The 16983-nt window shown below is 71.4% G+C and carries 19 protein-coding genes; 9 read left to right on the top strand and 10 right to left on the bottom strand.

Annotation, left to right across the window (positions count from 1 at the left end; all coding sequences use genetic code 11):
- The first annotated feature begins 66 nt into the window (after positions 1–66).
- Positions 67–1854 carry a cellulose synthase catalytic subunit gene (locus AB0435_RS29420; protein WP_366428359.1) on the top strand — a complete coding sequence of 596 codons (1788 nt, stop codon included), beginning with the start codon at positions 67–69 and terminating at the stop codon, positions 1852–1854.
- Positions 1855–1888: 34 nt separating this feature from the next.
- Here AB0435_RS29420 and AB0435_RS29415 read toward each other — a convergent pair whose 3' ends face one another.
- On the bottom strand, positions 1889–2650 hold the full coding sequence (locus AB0435_RS29415; RefSeq protein WP_366007033.1) for an SDR family NAD(P)-dependent oxidoreductase: 762 nt from the start codon (positions 2648–2650) through the stop codon (positions 1889–1891).
- 172 nt (positions 2651–2822) lie between these two features.
- Here AB0435_RS29415 and AB0435_RS29410 point away from each other — a divergent pair, with 172 nt between their 5' ends.
- Complete coding sequence (locus tag AB0435_RS29410; RefSeq protein ID WP_366007032.1) at positions 2823–3482, top strand: NAD(P)H-dependent oxidoreductase; 660 nt, start codon at positions 2823–2825, stop codon at positions 3480–3482.
- A gap of 48 nt (positions 3483–3530) precedes the next feature.
- Here AB0435_RS29410 and AB0435_RS29405 read toward each other — a convergent pair whose 3' ends face one another.
- Positions 3531–4601, bottom strand: a complete 1071-nt coding sequence (locus AB0435_RS29405) for an ATP-dependent DNA ligase (protein ID WP_366007031.1) — start codon at positions 4599–4601, stop codon at positions 3531–3533.
- 84 nt (positions 4602–4685) lie between these two features.
- Here AB0435_RS29405 and ligD point away from each other — a divergent pair, with 84 nt between their 5' ends.
- From ligD to AB0435_RS29380, 5 genes are all read left to right on the top strand, one after another.
- Entirely contained in the window at positions 4686–5717 is a 1032-nt protein-coding gene (ligD, locus tag AB0435_RS29400) for a non-homologous end-joining DNA ligase (protein WP_366007030.1), read from the top strand.
- Between the two features lie 152 nt (positions 5718–5869).
- Positions 5870–6265 (top strand): SH3 domain-containing protein, encoded by a 396-nt coding sequence (locus tag AB0435_RS29395; protein ID WP_366007029.1) that lies wholly within the window; start codon positions 5870–5872, stop codon positions 6263–6265.
- Between the two features lie 308 nt (positions 6266–6573).
- The gene (locus AB0435_RS29390; protein WP_366428358.1) at positions 6574–7773 is read left to right on the top strand and encodes a hypothetical protein; all 1200 of its coding nucleotides are present in this window, start codon (positions 6574–6576) and stop codon (positions 7771–7773) included.
- A gap of 89 nt (positions 7774–7862) precedes the next feature.
- Complete coding sequence (iscX, locus tag AB0435_RS29385) at positions 7863–8063, top strand: Fe-S cluster assembly protein IscX (protein ID WP_361529405.1); 201 nt, start codon at positions 7863–7865, stop codon at positions 8061–8063.
- A 70-nt stretch (positions 8064–8133) separates the two neighbouring features.
- Positions 8134–8805 (top strand): AIM24 family protein, encoded by a 672-nt coding sequence (locus AB0435_RS29380; RefSeq protein ID WP_366007027.1) that lies wholly within the window; start codon positions 8134–8136, stop codon positions 8803–8805.
- Between the two features lie 83 nt (positions 8806–8888).
- On the opposite strand, the gene AB0435_RS29375 is transcribed toward AB0435_RS29380, so the two are convergent.
- The 6 genes from AB0435_RS29375 to AB0435_RS29350 all read right to left on the bottom strand — a co-directional run bounded on the left by AB0435_RS29375 (position 8889) and on the right by AB0435_RS29350 (position 13963).
- Positions 8889–9515: a hypothetical protein gene (locus AB0435_RS29375; protein ID WP_366007025.1), complete on the bottom strand. Its 627-nt coding sequence runs from the start codon at positions 9513–9515 to the stop codon at positions 8889–8891.
- Positions 9516–9782: 267 nt separating this feature from the next.
- On the bottom strand, positions 9783–10226 hold the full coding sequence (locus AB0435_RS29370) for a CBS domain-containing protein (protein WP_366007024.1): 444 nt from the start codon (positions 10224–10226) through the stop codon (positions 9783–9785).
- Between the two features lie 148 nt (positions 10227–10374).
- Entirely contained in the window at positions 10375–10680 is a 306-nt protein-coding gene (locus AB0435_RS29365) for an MTH1187 family thiamine-binding protein (RefSeq protein ID WP_366007023.1), read from the bottom strand.
- A 60-nt stretch (positions 10681–10740) separates the two neighbouring features.
- Positions 10741–11898: an MAB_1171c family putative transporter gene (locus AB0435_RS29360; RefSeq protein WP_366428357.1), complete on the bottom strand. Its 1158-nt coding sequence runs from the start codon at positions 11896–11898 to the stop codon at positions 10741–10743.
- Positions 11883–12416, bottom strand: a complete 534-nt coding sequence (locus AB0435_RS29355; protein WP_366428356.1) for a hypothetical protein — start codon at positions 12414–12416, stop codon at positions 11883–11885. Before AB0435_RS29355 ends, AB0435_RS29360 begins: the two co-directional genes overlap by 16 nt.
- Positions 12417–12736: 320 nt before the next feature.
- Complete coding sequence (locus AB0435_RS29350) at positions 12737–13963, bottom strand: aromatic acid exporter family protein (RefSeq protein WP_366007020.1); 1227 nt, start codon at positions 13961–13963, stop codon at positions 12737–12739.
- A 185-nt stretch (positions 13964–14148) separates the two neighbouring features.
- Between AB0435_RS29350 and AB0435_RS29345 the strand changes: the two genes are divergently transcribed.
- Both AB0435_RS29345 and AB0435_RS29340 read left to right on the top strand, forming a co-directional pair.
- Positions 14149–14829 carry a ScbR family autoregulator-binding transcription factor gene (locus tag AB0435_RS29345; RefSeq protein ID WP_366428355.1) on the top strand — a complete coding sequence of 227 codons (681 nt, stop codon included), beginning with the start codon at positions 14149–14151 and terminating at the stop codon, positions 14827–14829.
- Positions 14830–15049: 220 nt separating this feature from the next.
- Positions 15050–15592 carry a hypothetical protein gene (locus tag AB0435_RS29340; protein ID WP_366007018.1) on the top strand — a complete coding sequence of 181 codons (543 nt, stop codon included), beginning with the start codon at positions 15050–15052 and terminating at the stop codon, positions 15590–15592.
- A 28-nt stretch (positions 15593–15620) separates the two neighbouring features.
- Here AB0435_RS29340 and AB0435_RS29335 read toward each other — a convergent pair whose 3' ends face one another.
- Positions 15621–16142, bottom strand: coding sequence for a DM13 domain-containing protein (locus AB0435_RS29335; RefSeq protein WP_366007017.1), 522 nt, complete (start codon positions 16140–16142; stop codon positions 15621–15623).
- 105 nt (positions 16143–16247) lie between these two features.
- A complete protein-coding gene (locus tag AB0435_RS29330) occupies positions 16248–16949 on the bottom strand; it encodes an AAA family ATPase (RefSeq protein WP_366007016.1) in 702 nt (233 codons plus the stop codon).
- Positions 16950–16983: the final 34 nt, after the last annotated feature.

The following is a 16983-nucleotide window of genomic DNA, read 5'->3' as shown; positions in this document are numbered from 1 at the left end:
GTTCGGTGGGGGGAGTGGGTGGTGGTTGTGGTGGGTGGTGTGTGGGTGCCGGGTCCGGTGGGTGTGGTGTCGGGGGACGGGGATGAGGGTGGCGGGGGCCGGGGTGGTGTGGGTGGTGGTTATGACTATGCGGGTTTCAGTGAGTTGGCGGGGGTGGTGGGGGAGGTGCCGGTGGGGGTGTATCGGGTGGGGTTTCGGCGGTTGCGGGAGGGGGGTGGTGTGGGGGGTTTGTTGTTTTTGGTGTGTGGGGCGCCGTTGGTGGCGTTGGTGTTGTTGGTGTGGTTGTTGTGGCCGGTGCATTGGGTGGTGCGGGGTGGGTGGTTGGGGTGGGTGGATGGGTTGATGTTGGTGTCGGTGGGGTTGGTTGAGGTTTTTCGTGTGGTGAATGTGGTGTCGGTGGCGCATGCGTCGTGGGTGGCGCGGGATCCGGTGCCGGTGCGGGTGCAGCCGGGGTGGCGGGTGGCTTTCTGTACGAGTTTTGTGCCGGGGAAGGAGCCGTTGTCGATGGTGGAGGCGACGTTGGTGGGGGCGGTGGGGGTGGGTTATGAGGGGGTGGTGGATGTGTGGTTGCTGGATGAGGGTGATGATCCGGGGGCGCGGGCGTTGTGTGCGCGGTTGGGGGTGCGGCATTTTTCGCGGAAGGGGGTGGCGCGGTGGAATCGTCCGTCGGGTCGTTTTCGGGCGCGGACGAAGCATGGGAATTACAATGCGTGGTTGGATGCGCATGGTGATGGTTATGATTTTTTGGCGTGTGTGGATACGGATCATGTGCCGTTGCCGAATTTTTTGGAGCGGATGCTGGGGTATTTCCGGGATCCGGATGTGGCGTTTGTGGTGGGGCCGCAGGTGTATGGGAATTATGTGTCGGGGGTGACGAAGGGGGCGGAGTCGCAGCAGTTTTTGTTTCATGCGTTGGTGCAGCGGGCGGGTAATCGTTATGGTTCGGCGATGTTCGTGGGGACGTCGAATTGTGTGCGGATCAGTGTGTTGCGGCAGATCGGGGGGTTGTTTGATTCGATTACGGAGGATATGGCGACGGGGTTGGAGATTCATCGTCGGCGGAATCCGGTGACGGGTGGGCGGTGGCGTTCTGTGTATACGCCGGATGTGTTGGCGGTGGGGGAGGGGCCGTCGTCGTGGACGGATTTTTTTTCGCAGCAGTTGCGGTGGTCGCGGGGGACGTTTGAGACGTTGTTGTGTCAGTTCGGTGGGGCGGTGTGGGGGTTGTCGTGGGGGCGGTTGTGGAATTATGGGTTGTTGGTGGCGTATTACCCGTTGGCTGCGTTGACGTGGGTGTTGGGTGGGGTGTCGTGTGTGTTGTTTCTGGTGTTGGGGGCTGCGGGTTTGGGGGTGTCGTGGCCGGTGTGGTTGATGTTGTATGGGGATGCGTTGGTGTTGCAGGTGGTGTTGTATGTGGTGAATCGTCGTCATAATGTGTCGCCGCATGAGCCGGTGGGGTCGTCGGGGGTGGCGGGGATGGTGATGTCGGCGGTGTCGGCTCCGTTGTATGCGCGGGCGTTGGGGCAGGCGTTGTTGCGGCGGCGGTCGGGTTTTGTGGTGACGCCGAAGGGGGGTGCGGTGTCGGGGGATTGTGTGGGGACGTTTCGGACGCATGTGGGGTGGGCGGGTGTGTTCGGGGGGTGTTTGGTGGGGTCGGTGGTGTGGGGTCATGATTTTGTGGTGATGCGGGTGTGGGCGTTGTTGGCGTTGGTGACGGCGTTGGGTCCGTTGTGTTTTTGGTGGGTGGGCCGCCGTCGTGATGGTGGGGATGGTGGTGGGGTGTCGGTGGTGGCGCCGGGTGGGTCGGAGTCGGCGGGTGTGACCGGCCGCGTCGGAGAACGCAGCCCCGCATAAGGCGACGCCCTTTCCCCCCTCTCACACGTCTCTCTCACACATCTCTGCGCAGCATCCGCTCCGCGGCCCTGGGATCCCTCTCCCACTCGGCCCGCAGTTGCAGGGCGAACGCGTCGGGGAAGATTTCCTCGTCGCCGGAAGCGAGGGCGTCGAGCGTCGCCCGCGCCACCTCTCCCGTGGTCGCCGGCGGGAATTCGCCGAACGCGGGGTCGTAGGCGGCGACGCTGTCGAACATGTCGGTGCCGACCGGGCCCGGGAACACCCCGTGCACCGTGATGGACCGTGGCGCCAGATCCTGCCGGACCGCCTGGGTCAGGGAATTCAGGGCCGCTTTCGACGGGGGATAGCCGCCCAGCGACGGTGTCCCGCCGAAGGCCCCGACGCTGATGACGTTGACGATCGCCCCGCCCTCATTGCGTTCGAGGACCGGCACGAAGGCCCGGATCATCCGGAGCGTGCCCAGGTAGTTGGTGCGCATCACGCGGTCGACGTCGTCGAGGTCCATGTCGAGCAGATGGCCGACCCCGAGCAGCCCGGCGTTGTTGACGAGCAGGGTGACATCGGTCGCGGTCCGCGCCGCGGCGGCGATCGTGCCGGGCTCGGTGAGATCCACCCGGAGCGGCACCACCCGGCCGTCGGCATGCCCCGTCGCCGGATCCGAGGGCAAGGACGCCGGATTCCGCGCGGCCGCGTAGACGCGTTCCGCGCCACGCGCGAGGAATTCCGCCACCAGGGCCTTTCCGATACCACGGTTGGCGCCGGTGACGAGCACGGTCGCGCCCTCGATCCGCACCATGGCCGGTCCTCTCTTCCCGTCTTCCCGGTCCTTCCGCCGGAAGTCGGTTCTTCCGCCGGGATCCGGGTCCTTCCGTCATCCTTACCCCGATCCGTACGGGGTGCGGAGCGGGAGCGGAGAGCGGACGCTGGACGCGGGATCACCGAGCGGGACCACCATGAGGAGGGCTCGTATGGCCACCGACGTTTCGTCTCCGCCGATGGGCGTGCTGGTCCTCGGCGCCTCGCTGCGGGCCGGCTCGCTCAACGCCCGCCTGGCCGCGCTGGTGACCCGGCTGGTCCAGGAGGCCGGTGCCACCGTGGACCTCGCCCGTATGGGGGAGTTCGCCATGCCGGTCTACGACGGCGACACCGAGGTCGCCGAGGGACTGCCGCCCGGCGCGCTGGCGTTGAGCGAGCGGTTGTCGCGCAGCGACGCCGTCGTGATCGCGTCCCCGGAGTACAACGCCTCGGTCCCCGGCGGGATCAAGAACGCCATCGACTGGGTGTCCCGGATCCGGCCGCAGCCGTTCAAGGACAAGCACGCGCTGCTGGTCTCGGCGTCGCCGTCCCTCGTCGGCGGGAACCGCGGCCTGTGGGCCCTGCGGGTGCCGCTCGAACACCTCGGCACCCGTGTCTACCCCGACATGTTCAGCCTCGCCCGCGCGCACGAGGGCTTCACCGACGGAGGGGACCTCGCGGACACCGGCCTCCACGAGCGGCTGGTCGAGGCGGTCGCCGCGTTCCTCCAGCTGGTGGAGGCGGACACCCGCTACGTATGTCTGCGGCGCCGCTGGTACGAGTTCCTCGGCGACCGCACCGACGCCGAGGTCACCCAGCGCGCCCAGGACTGACCCCGCCTGACCCCGCCTGACCCCGCCCGACTCCGGCTGCCCCGGCCCCTACGCGGCCCCGTCCCCGAGGACGTCGGCGAGGTCGAAGCCGGCCGTCTCCTCCAGTTGGGCGTATGTGCACTGTCCGGGTTCGCGGTCGGGGCGCCAGCGGCGGAACTGGGTGGTGTGGCGGAAGCGGTCGCCCTGGAGGTGGTCGTAGGCGACCTCGCAGACCCGCTCCGGGCGCAGGGGGAGCCAGGAGAGGTCCTTGGTTCCCGTCCACCGCGACGGGCCGCCCGGCAGCCTGCCCGAGGCCTGCGCCTGCGGATCCGTCCACTGCTGCCAGGGGTGGCCTTCAGCGGACTCCATACGCAGCGGCGCGAGCTCGGTCATCAGCTCCTGGCGGCGGCGCATGGGGAACGACGCGCACACGCCGACGTGCTGGAGCCGGCCCGTCGCGTCGTATAGCCCCAGCAGCAGGGACCCGACGACGGGGCCGCTCTTGTGCAGCCGGAGGCCCGCGACCACGCAGTCGGCGGTCCGCTCGTGCTTGACCTTGAACATGACGCGTTCGCCCGGCCGGTAGGGGAGGTCGGGCGGCTTGGCGACGACACCGTCCAGGCCGGCCCCCTCGAACCGCTCGAACCACGCCTGGGCCGTGGCCCGGTCGTGGGTCACCGGCGTGAGGTGCAGCGGTGGTGAGGCATCGCGGAGCGCGTCCTCCAGCGCCGCGCGGCGGGCGTGCTGCGGGGTGTCGAGCAGCGAGTCGTCGCCGAGGGCGAGCAGGTCGAACGCGACGAAGCTCGCCGGGGTGACCTCGGCCAGGTGGGTGACGCGGGAAGCGGCCGGGTGGATGCGTTCGAGCAGGGCGTCGAAGTCCAGGCGGCCGTCCCGGGCGATGACGATCTCGCCGTCCACGACACAGCGCGGCGGCAATCCGGCGAGCAGCGCGCGGACGAGCTCGGGGAAGTACCGGGTCAGTGGCTTGGTGGTGCGGCTGCCCAGTTCGACGGAGTCGCCGTCGCGGAAGACGACGGCCCGGAAGCCGTCCCATTTCGCCTCGTACTGCATGCCGGGCGGAATGGCCGGTGCCGTCTTGGCCAGCATCGGCCGCAGCGGCGGCATGACGGGGAGTTCCATGACCGTGATTGTGCGGGCGTTCGGATCCCCGCGCCTGTCGGCCTCCCGCGCGCGGTTGTGTGGAGGCGCGCTTAGCGTGAGTGCATGGGCGAGGCAATGGAACTCACCATCGGTGAACGGGTCGTGCGGATCTCCCACCCGGACAAGGTGTATTTCCCCGAGCGTGGATTCACCAAATACGACGTGGTCCGCTACTACCTCGCCGTCGGGGACGGAATCGTCCGCGCGCTGCGGGACAGGCCGACGACGCTGGAGCGCTTTCCGGACGGGGTCGGCGGTGAGTCGTTCTTCCAGAAGCGCGCGCCCCGTAACCTCCCCGACTGGATCCCCACCGGCCGGATCGCCTTCCCCAGCGGCCGCTACGCCGATGAGCTGTGCCCCCGCGAGGTCGCGGCCGTGGTGTGGGCGGCGAACCTCGGTTGCCTCACCTTCCATCCCTGGCCGGTGCGGCGCGACGACACCGAGCACCCCGACGAACTGCGCGTCGACCTGGACCCGCAGCCCGGCACGTCGTACGCCGACGCGGTGCGGGCTGCCCTGGAGCTGCGCGGCGTGCTGGAGGAACTGGGGCTCGCCGGCTGGCCGAAGACCTCCGGCGGGCGCGGCCTGCACGTGTTCGTGCCGATCCTGCCCCGGTGGACGTTCGTCCAGGTGCGGCGCGCGGCCATCGCCGTGGCCCGTGAGCTGGAGCGGCGGATGCCGGGGAGCGTCACCACGAAGTGGTGGAAGGAGGAGCGCGGGGAGAAGGTGTTCGTCGACTACAACCAGACCGCGCGCGACCGCACCATCGCCAGCGCCTACTCCGTACGCCCCCGCCCGCACGCCCCGGTGTCCGCGCCCCTGTTGTGGGACGAGGTGCCGAGTGCCGTCCCGGAGGACTTCGACCTCGGCAGCATGCCGGAGCGCTACGCGGACGTGGGCGACGTGCACGCGGGCATGGAGGAGAAGCCCTGCGGTCTGGAGGCGGCCCTGGAGCTCGCGGACCGCGACGAACGCGAGCACGGGCTGGGCGATCTGCCCTATCCGCCCGAGCACCCCAAGATGAAGGGCGAGCCGAAGCGGGTCCAGCCCAGCCGCGCCCGCAAGAAGGCCCCGCCGGACGGCCCCGGCGACTGACCGGCCGTCACCCGGCCGAGGCGGGGGAGGGGGCCCCGTCCGGCGGCCATGAGGTCTGGATGGGTATGTCTCTGTTTATTCTGGTTTACCCCTGGTTGAGGGGTGGGAAATTGGGCAGTGCGTTATCCACTCCGGACAACAGGGAGCTGTTTATGACCCAGACACTCGTGGCCCGTGGCGTGGCATTCTCGGTGGCCGTGCTGGCCGGGGGGATGCTGGCAGCCACGCCCGTACACGCGTCGGCCCCGGTACCGGTACCGGGAAAGCCGTTCGGCACGATCAGTAGCACGACCGGCCTCAACGAGCGTGCCTATCCCAGCACCGACGCCCCGGTGCGGGCCACGCTTGCCCGCGGCACCAAGGCCGCGCTGCGCTGCAAGGTCCGCGCGCAGGACGTCGGCGGGAACAACGTGTGGTACCAGCTGCGCGACCGGCCGACGTGGGTGAGCGGGGTGTACGTCACCAGCACCGGCAACGTCCCGCTCTGCCGGGAGGTCGCCCACACCGCGCTGGACGACAGCCCGACGGTCCGGGCCGCGATGGGCTGACGCGGAACGGCCGGGGCGGCGGCGCGAGGCGCCGCCGCCCCTCCTGACTGCGGTCACCGCGCCCGGATCGCACCGATTCCGGTAGCAGGGGCCGGATTTCGGCGCGTCCTGTGCGCGGTGGCCGTGGGGCATCCCGCCCCCGATGAGGGCCATGGCCTCTACAGTTGCTGTTGCCTCCCCGTACCGCCCGGGGTGGCGGGGGTGCGGCTGGGGAGAGCGGTCAGGCCGGAGGGATGTGGGCTGTGAATCACCCGAGTCGGGGTTGTGTGCTGTTGCTGGACGGCACGTCTGACCGGCGTCGTGGTGCGGTGCCGAATCCCACGTTGCACGCGGTGGTGGGGGCGGATCCACGGGGGCTCGTTTCGGCGGACGCGGTCGACGTCGTCCAACTGCCCGGTGCCGCGGGCCAGCAGAGCGTACTCGCCTATCTCCAGCACGCCGCCGCGGGCCCGGGCCCGCTCCTGGTCTGGGTGACCGGGCGGCTGATGGTCTCCTCCTCGCGCCGCCGCGGCGGCGGCGAGGTGCACCTGGCCCTGTCGGGCAGCACACCGGGCACCGTCCGCTATACGGGACTGCCCTGGTCGTGGCTGACGCGCACGCTCGGCGCGCACCAGGGCCCGGTGCTGCTGGTGGCCGACGTCGAGGCCGACGCCGCCGCCTGGCCGAAGGTCGCGGCCGCCGCGGAGAGCGGACAACTGTCGGAGGGCATCGCGCTGTTCGGCGTCGTCACCCCCGCTCCGCCCGCGCCCGCGCTGGAGGCCGGACCGTACACCCGCGCCTTTCTCGACGCGCTGCGCGCGGGCGGCCCGGGTACGGGACCCGCCGTGGACGCGGAAGCGGTGCACCGGTGGGCGCTCGCCGGGTCGGGGCTGGACGGCCAAGCGCTGGCCCTGGCCTACGGCACGTCAGGGATGGTCCTGAACAACGCCGCCCACCAGGCGCGTTCGGCCCCCGAACCCGAGCGGGCGCCGCTCCGTGACGCCGTGCCGAGGCCCGCCCTCGCACCCCTGACGCCCGTGCCCGTCGCCGTCCGGGCACCCGCCGACGCCGTGCCCGCGCCCGAGGCGGCGGTGCCCGCGCAGGAGGACCCGCTGGCCGGGATCCTCGCCGCCGCCCGCGCCGGACGGCACAACGAGGCGGCGGCGATGGCCGCCGCGTGGGAGCAGCAGGCACTGCGCCGGCACGGCCCGCACAGCCCGGAAGCGGGGCTCTGGACCGAAGTGCGGGCCGATCTGGCCCGGTTGGCGGGCGACCACGGGCGGGCCGCGGAGCTGTGGATGTCGGCCGCGCACGCCCGGCTGGAGCGCGGCGGGACCGGCGACGCCGAGGCGGTCGCCGCGGTGAAGCGGGCCCACTACTGCTGGCAGCACAGTGGGGAGCGGGCGCCCGGCCTGGCCGCCGGACTGCTGGCCCTGTGGGAGCGGGTGCCCGGCGGCGAGGGCGCCGCCGACCACGTCCGTACGCACCTGCGCACCCTCCAGGACGTGCCGCCCGCGGCCGCCCGTTGAGGCGTCGGCCCGCCACCGGGCCGGATGGGCGGGAAGAGTGGCGGGTGGTGGCCTGGACCCGGCGGGCCGGGTGGGACACACTTCAGCCCATGCAGTGGACTGACATCGATCGGATCGCGGCGGGTCTCGCCGAGAAGCACCCCGGCGCGGAGCCCCTGAAGGTCGACTTCCTGGACCTGCGCGACCGGGTGGCCGGGCTGAGCGGCTTCAGCGGCGACCCCACCCGGGTGAATCTGCGCATCCTCGAATCCATCCAGCTGGCCTGGCTCGACCGGATGGGCATGGGCTGACGACCGGGCCCGACCGCCCCGGCCGGGCCGCGTTTTGGCGATCGGCGGGCTGCCGTGGATCATGCTGCTCATGCACAGCGACCTCTTCGCCCCCGAGAACATGGTTCAGCCCGCCACCGCGCCGGGCATGACCCTGCAGAACGCCAAGTCGATCAAGTACGTCGTCCAGGGCGAGTGCTACGCGCGCCAGGGAGCGATGGTCGCCTTCCGCGGCAACCTCCACTTCGAGAAGCTCGGCCAGGGCGTGGGGAATTTCCTCAAGCGCGCCGTGACCGGCGAGGGCCTCGCGCTGATGACCGTCAAGGGCCAGGGCGACGTGTGGTTCGCGCACGAGGCGGCCAACTGCTTCATCGCGGACATCACGCCGGGGCAGAGCCTCACCATCAACGGGCGTAACGTCCTCTGCTTCGACCCCACCCTCTCCTACGAGATCAAGGTCGTGAAGGGTGCGGGCATGACCGGCGGCGGACTCTTCAACTCCGTCTTCACCGGCCACGGCAAGCTCGGCGTCATCTGCGAGGGCAACCCCATCGTCATCCCGGTCACCCCCGGCGCACCGGTCTTCGTCGACACCGACGCCGTCGTCGGCTGGACCACCGACCTGCACACCTCCCTCCACCGCTCGCAGAGCCTCGGCTCCATGCTGCGCGGCGGATCGGGCGAGGCGGTGCAGCTGAAGCTGGAGGGGCAGGGGCACGTCATCGTGCGGCCCAGCGAGGCCAAGCCGGAGCGCACCGGCTGACACCGACCGGGTGAAGGGCCGGGCGGCCCCGTCGCTGTCCCGTCGGGTCCAGCTGTACGGGGCCGCCGCTTCCTGACCGGCGGTCAGGTCAGCAGGCTCTTGAGGAGGCCGTCGACCAGGGCCTCCAGGCCGAAGACCGTGGGGTGGAGGGCGCCGACGAGGCCGCCGAGGAGATGCTCCGCCACGGTCAGCAGACCACCGCCGAAGTGTGCCCCGTTGCGCATGTTCGGGGTATCGCCGATGTCGTTCTTGGCGAGCTGCGCCGTCGCCCCGACCGCGCCGGTCGTCGCCCCGGCGATGGCGTTGACGTCGGGTGCCGCGGCCGTCGACTGCTGCTGGAGCGCGGCCCGGGCGGTCGTGAGCTTGGTGAGGTTCTCCTTGACGGCGGCACAGCCGCGGACGTCCTTCTGGGGCGTCGGCTGCGCCGCGTCACAGTTCTGCGCGGCCGACGTGCTCGCCGCGGTAATGGTGTTGTTGTCGATGGTCTTCACCGCGTCGGCGGCGGCCCGCCGCAGCGCGTCGGGCGCCGGCGCGGCGAGTCCGGCGGGTGCGGCCGGTGCCGCCGGCGCGACAGGCGCGGTGACCGCGGTCTTGGTGATGTGCGGGGGAGCCGCAGGTGCGGGCGTCGCCAGAGAAGTCGTCATCACGAGCGCGACGGTGCCGCACGCTGCGGTGACGAGGGCGAGGCCGGTGGTGCGAGGAGCGGGCATGGACGTACTCCTTGGAGCGGAGGGATCTTCACGATCACCTTGCGGCCGCCCCTGGGACCCCGCAATCGGACAGCGGCCAAGGGGGTACCCCATGGCCGCTCCGGTCGCCTTCTTTCCCTCCGTCAGAAACCCCTCAGATCCTCCATTTCGCCTGCAGACGGCGCCCCTTGACGGGGTGCCAGTGACTTTTCCGGAACCTGATGGGCCGTCCGGTACGGGGGTGACGCCCTGTCGGCCGATCAGCCGAAAGCCCGTCAGGGGAGCGGGTCAGTGGGCGGCGGCGTAGACCCTCGCCGCGAACTCCGCGATCTGCTCGTCGCTGAGGTTCTTCGCGAGGTTCGCCTCCGTGATCATGCCGACCAGGCGGTGGTCGTTGCGGACGTCGATGACCGGGAGCCGCTTGATCTGATGGCGTTCCATGGTCTCCAGCGCCTCGCCGGCATCCGCCTCGGCATCGATCCAGTGCAGCTGCGAGCCCAGCTCCCGGGCCTTCATGCCCGCCGGGTCGTGGCCCTCGGCGACGCACTTGACGACGATGTCGCGATCGGTGATCAGGCCCTTGAGGCGGTTGTCGGAACCGCAGATGGGCAGGCAGCCGACCGCCAGGTCACGCATCATCTCGGCCGCGTCGGCCAGCGACTGCTGCTCGTCGACACACTGCACGCCCGCGGACATGATCTCGCGGGCCTTGAGCTGCTTTCTCGTAGCCATGATCGCTCCTGACTTGCGCGCACGACGATGGGGTGCGTCGGGCCCCGGGCCGCCCGTCCCTCGGGTCCCGGACCGCGGACCGGCCGGGCGGCGGGCCCTTCGCTCCCTCCATCGCAACACGGATGGCGCAACGCCGCCACGCCGGTCCTCAGGGCGTGCCGTAGCCCGGCAGGTGCCGCTCCATGAGCTCGACCTTGCCGTCGAGCGGACGCTCCATCCCCGGCCACAGATCGGCTTGGAGGACGAGCTGCACCCGTGGCGCCTTGGCGGCCACCGCCTCCGTGGCGCGCTTGACGACGTCCATCACCTCGTCCCACTCACCCTCGATCGTCGTGTACATCGCGTCGGAGCGGGTCGGCAGCCCCGACTCGCGGATGATCCGCACCGCGTCCGCGATGTGTTCCGGGAAGGACTCCCCGACGCCCAGCGGCGTCAGCGTGAAGGCGATGAGCACGGTGTTTTTCCTTTGACGAAGTGTGTTGAGAGATATCGGGTAACGGGAGGGGAGCCCGGGTCAGACCGGGCCGCCGAGCGAGGCGCGGTACGCGTGGACGGCCGGCGAGCGGTACGCCGACGCCACCTTCAGCAGGCTGCCGATCTCGTCGGCGAGATCCTGCGCCCCCGGCCCCGCCAGATTGGCCGTCTGGGCCTGTGGGTCCTGCCCGGAGCGCTTGGCGTGCAGGGCCGCGGCCAGCCAGCACGCCGTCACATGCGCGTCGACCAGCGGCTCGGGCACGCCCTGGCCCGTGACGTGCGTGCGGACCACACCGAGCGTCGAGGGGGGCACGTAGTTCCGCAGCACGATCATCGCGTCCCTGATCTCGATCACCCTGCGGTAGAGCAGCAGCTGGAGCGGCACGGCCGCGGCGCCCAGCCGGTTGCCCGGCCGCAGCACCACGTCCGGCGTGGTCGCCGTCAGGTCCTGCCACAGCCGGTCCAGCCCGCGGTACGACCTGCGGTCCCGCAAGTGGTCCCGGACCAGGGCCAGCACGGGCAGCGCCGCCCCGAGCGCCATGAACGCCGCCTCGACGCCGGTCACCGGCGAGAACAGCGGGGCGAAGACCGTGGACCGCGTCCGCAGATAGAAGAGCTTCAGCACCCACAGCAAGGACGCCAGCAGGATGCCCGTGCCGAACAGCCGCAGGCCCAGGCGCAGCAGCCGTGGCGTGCCCGGTCTGCGGCCGTAGCTCCAGCAGACGATGCCGCACGTGGTGTCGGCGGTCAGGTGGAAGGCGAAGAACACCCACCAATAGGCGTCCGGCACGCTCGCGATGTCCCGGGACGGGGCGATCTGGTTGCGGGCGTGCGGGGGCCCGCAGAGGTCCAGCAGCACCAGCGTCACCATCACCGCGAGCGCGGCCCCGAACACCGGGGCCGTACGGCGCTGCCGCCCCGCCGCGCCGAAGATGAACCAGAGCACCGCCGCAGCGTCGACGATGCTGAACAGGTGCGTGGACAGGTCGATCCAGTGCGCGTCCGCGATCACCCGCGCCAGCACGTCGGTGACCGGCTCCAGATGCATCGACATCGCCAGCGCGATCATCACGAGCGCGAACCACAGCGGCCGCTGCTCGCGGTGCCGGATGCCCTGCGGGGCGCGGACGACGGCCACCGTCCACAGGGCGATGATGCCGGCGTTCTCCACCCAGGGCTGGTCTAACGAGTGGAACACGACGCCCCCGCACGGTGGCCGGTCCGCAGCCCCATGGCCGATTCCAGCCCGCCCAGCATCCCGGACAGCAGCGTCGGCGCGGGGACCCGCCCGGCGGCCTCCAGGATGAGCGTGGCGATCATCTCCGCCTCCTGTTCCTGCTCGTCGCCGTAGCGGATGCGGGCCAGCACCTGCCGCACGGACCGCGGGTCGCTGATGTCGAGGTGGCGGTAGAGCTCCTGGTCGTCCACCGCGGAGCGGTGGTTGCAGACCAGGTGCCCGATCTCGTGCACGATGATGTGCTCCTGGTGCAGGGGGCTGGTCTGCGCGTCGTAGAGCACGAAGTCCTCCGTGTCCACCGCCAGCAGCAGCCCCGACGGTGTGCCGGGAACCGTCGGTGTGGGCAGCGCCAGCAGCCGCAGCGGCCGGTCGCGCTCGACCGCGAGCCGGGCGCACAACTCCTGTGCGGAGAACGGGTCGGGGATCGGAATGCCGCCGATGACCTGCTGACATCGACGGCGCAGACGCCTCCAGTGCATCTCGGTCGGCTCTCCAGGAAGGGTCGGGACGGGGGGACAGAGAACCCGGTAGCCGCGGCGCGTCACAGGGTCACCGCGAGACCACGACGGCCGGGGACGCGCGCGGTGCGGCTCCCTCGCTGTCCCTTCCCCCGGACAGTTCCTGGCAGCATCACGAGCCCCTCCGCACTTGCCCCCCGGCCGGTGTGATCGTAGATCGCCACTAGGTCTCCTGCCAGGTTTTGACACATAGTTGACCGTCACGGTCCGTACGACCAGGACAACTTCCCGTCATATCGGCAGTATTCCCCGCGCCATTCCCCGCGCCGCGCGAGACCGGATCAGCCCAGGGTGCTGCGGCGGCCGAAACGGCTGCTGCGCAGGCGGCGTTTGAGGCTGTCGAGGACGGGATGGCGCTCCCGCTGCTCCTGCGAACGGCGGTCGAGCTCCTCCACCAGGCGCTGCGTGCGCTTCTCCACGTCGAGCTCGTCCAGGATCCGGTCGACCTCGGTCAGCAGGGCCCCGTGCAGCTGCCACTGGCGCGGGTGCTCCAGCACCTTGTCGAGCAGCAGGTCGGCCGCCCGGTCGCGGGCCGAGCGCCCGGCGGCCAGCGCCTCGCCCAGCCGGACCTCCGCGTCCTCCGCGTTCGTGGTCACGTGCGTGGTGATGACGACCGCGAAGCTCTGCACCGCGCGGGCGAGCCGGTCGAAGACCTCCTCCAGCGCCTGTGCCACGTCCTCCGCGAACAGCGGCTCGTCGGTGCGCTCCTTGGCCAGGTCGGTCAGCGTCCTCGCGGCGACCCGCAGGACCACCGCCGAGATCTCCAGCGCGTCGAGCCCCGTGCGCAGCACCACCCGGAACAACAGGCCTTCCCGGACGCGGGGGTTGAGCCGCAGGCTGTCCTCCGCCTGCCGCAGCGCGGCGTCGACCTCGACGATGTCGTGGTCCAGCTTCCGCGCCTCGTGCAGCCGGGCCGCCGCCTCGGCGACGGTGGTGTGGCCGCTGATCTCCTGTCCGATGTCCTGGAGCAGCCGACGCATCCGGCCCGCCAGGTCCTCGATGGCCTCCCCGGCGGGCTGCACCCACACCGGCGGCACGAACAGGACGTTGAACAGCAGGCCCACGACCGCGCCGATCAGCGTCTCCAGCACCCGGTCCCAGGAGGTTTCCGCGACCCGGGTGACCCCCAGGACGAGCATCGCGCTGATCGCCACCTCGGGGACGAACTCGCCCACCTTCACGAACCGGCCGATGACCAGCGACGCCAGGATGATCAGCCCGAGGCTCCACCAGGTCAGCCCCACCAGCACGCTGAAGCCGATGGCGATGAGCACGCCCGCCACCACCGAGTTCACCCTGCGGATGCCGGTGGTCAGGGTGGCGTAGAGCGTCACCTGCACGACCAGCAGCGCCGTCAGCGGCGCGGTCAGCGGCGCCGGTTCCCGGCTGAGCCACAGGGCCACCACGTAGGCGATCACCGCGGCCAGCGTGGACCGCACCGTCTGCACGACCGCGGGCTCCCGGCCGCGCCGCACCAGTGTCGTCAGAGGGTCGGAGAGCGCAGGCACCTTCTGCCCCTTCCCGCTCACCACCACCCCGGACACCCGATCGGCCGTCGCGCCACCCGGGCGGTCGCCCGCGGCGGGGCCGGTGCCCGTACGCGATAGCGTCCAGGGCGACCGGGGGTTCGACGGCCGATGATAAGATACGAACTGGCCGGTTTTATTTTTGTGGCGATACGGGAGGTGCCCTCGTGGCGAAACAGGCGCGGGCGATCCAGACTCGCCGCACGATCCTGGAAGCGGCCGGCGCCGTCTTCGACGAGTTCGGGTACGAGTCCGCGACGATCGCCGAGATCCTCTCGCGGGCGGGGGTGACCAAGGGCGCGCTGTATTTCCACTTCGCGTCCAAGGAGGAGCTGGCGCGCGGGGTCCTCGAAGCGGCGATCACCACCGAAGGCGTCATACCGCAGGAGTCCAAGGTCCAGGAGTGGGTGGACGTGGGCATGGTGCTCGCCCACCGGCTGCCGAGGGAGCCGTTGCTCAGCGCCCCGATCCGGCTGTCCGCGGACCGCAGGGCGCGGGAGCTGTTCGGTACGTCGTGGGCGGGGTGGATCGACTATCTCGCGGAGATGCTGACCGCGGCGAAGGAGCAGGGCGAGCTGCTGCCGCACGTCGACCCGCGGCAGATCTCGGTGCTCTTCGTGAGCGCGTGGACCGGTGTGGAGATCGTCGCCACGGCGGCGGTCGACGACGGTGAGACGCTGGAGGACCGCATCGCGATGCTCTACGACTGCTTCCTGCCGGGCATCGCCGTGCCCGGCGTCCTGGGCCGGCTGGACACCGCGCCGGACCGCGGCGGCCGGATCTGGGAGGCGCACAAGGAGCGGGCGCGCGCGGCCGCGGAGGGTGACGGGCAGGCCCTCCAGGGCTGATCCGCCGGACTCGGCCGGGCCGCGGGAGGGGGCGGCCCGGCCTTTCCCATGCCCACGGCCGGCCCGTCGCGTGCCCGAATGCGGGAATAAAAACCAGCTGGTTGGTTTTGTGTTCCGCTGTTGACTTCTCCGCCGCCCCGTGGGACTCATGACGCGTACACGTCACTCCGCTTTTCGTGTCCGCCCGGCCACCCCACCCCGGGCAGGAAGGAAGCACACGATGCGTACGACGAAGAGACCCCCCAGCCGCCCCCGCGCGATCGCCGGCGTGGCCATGGCCGCCGTCCTCGCGGGCGTCGGTGTCGGGCTCGCCGCGCCGCCGGCCCTGGCCGACACCGTGGCCGTCCAGTACACCTGCACCGGACCCGGCGCCCCCAGTGGCGTGCAGTCCCTGAACATCGCCGTGACGGCTCCGGCCAGTGTCGAGCAGGGCGGCACCGCGGACCTCACCGTCGATGTGATCACGACGCTCACCGCGCCCGTCGACATCCCGGCCGGGAGCGTGAGCGGTGAGCTGAACCTCGACCTCGGCGGCGCGGCGACGGGCAGCGTCACCGCCACCGGCTTCACCAACTCCGACACCGTCCCGAGCGGCACCCCGGTCACGGTGACCGGCGGCAAGGCGTCGGCGCGGCTCGACAACGCGGGCGCCGCCACCTTCTCGCCCGGCGCTGCCACCGTGCACGTCTTCGGCGTCACCGTCGCCTGCTCGATATCGGGCACCGCCCCGGTCGCCGCCACCACGCAGGTGGGAGGCTCCTGACCGGCGGACGGCGCGGCCGGGCCCCGCGTCAGACGCGGGTGAGCGCGGCCGCGCCGAAGGAGACGTCGAAGCGGTCGCACCAGATGCTGACGCTCGTGAACCGGCCGAGGTCCAGGCCGGCGGGCAGGGTGTAGTTCTGGTCGCCCTTGTTGCCCTTGAGGGAGCCGAGGCTCCGGTGGGCGCCGTCGTCGAAGACGTACCAGCCGGCCCGGCCCTCCTTCACCGGGGCGTCGGTGATCAGGACGCGCAGGTCCGGGCCGTTGCTGGTGTCGAGGTCCTCCAGCCGCAAGGTGCGTGTGCCGTCGGGCAGTTCGAGGATCCGCACCGTACCGCTCGTGCTGTGCTCATGGCTGATCAGCTCGCCGACGGCCAGGGTCCTGGGGCCGCGCCCCGGCGCGTCCGCCACCGCGGGCACGGTCTCCCGCACCGTGGTGTCCACCCATAGCTTCCACGGCTGGAACCAGACCACCCCCGCGCCGACCGCCACCAGCCCGGCCACCAGCAGCCCCACCACGACCGGCCTGCCGAGCATCCGTCGTACGCGTCCCATCTCGTCCTCCTGAAAGCCATGTGCTGTCAGTGGTTCCAACGGGCCGCGGTGGCGCGTGCGATCCGCGACGGCGATGACGAAAGTCTTACGCGCCCTCCCGAGGTCTTACGCGCCCTCCCGGCGTGCGGGAGCGGGAGCCGCCCGCGGGCCGGGGACGCCCGCGCCCTCCGCGACGAACTCCACCGCCGCCACCCGCTGCCGCGAGGCCCGGTCGAGCAGGACGACCGAGGCCGCCTCCGGGACGGCGCTCGCCCCTCCGGGGCCGGAGAGCGCCCGCAGGAGCACGGCGAGCCGCCGGTCGTGCCGGGCGAAGACCCGGCCCGGGGCCCGCCGGCCCCGGGCGTCCTGACCCGCCAGGGCCTCGGCCGCGCCGACATCCAGCAGCACCAGGTGCAGCTCGCGCCCCTGCCGCCCCGCCGTCCGGGCGAGCCACCGCCGCAGCCACGGGCGGCTGCCGCAGTCGTGCACCAGCACCGGGCCACCCGCGCGCACGGCCGCGCGCAGCCACCGGACGTGCTCCAGCCGCGCCCACGGCCGGTAGACCGCGTACGGCAGACGCGCGGGCATCACCGCCTCGCACGCCTCGTGGACGTCGCGCGGGTCCACCGCGGTGACCGCCTCGCCCCAGCGGCGCAGCAGGGTGCTCTTGCCGCTGCCGGGCAGGCCCGAGACGACGACCACGGCGCCGGGCGGATAGGACAGCAGGGCCGGAGCGCCGTCCGTGCCCCGGAAGTCCACCAGGCCGCGCGGCCACAGCCGCCCCGCCGGTGCCTCGGCGACTATGCCTGACCTGCTCGTACCGCTCACTACCGCCCCCTGCCCGCATCGATCGCCCACGTCC

This window comes from Streptomyces sp. NPDC051173, assembly GCF_040689515.1.
GTDB lineage: Bacteria > Actinomycetota > Actinomycetes > Streptomycetales > Streptomycetaceae > Streptomyces.
This window is presented reverse-complemented; position numbering and strand designations above follow the sequence as displayed.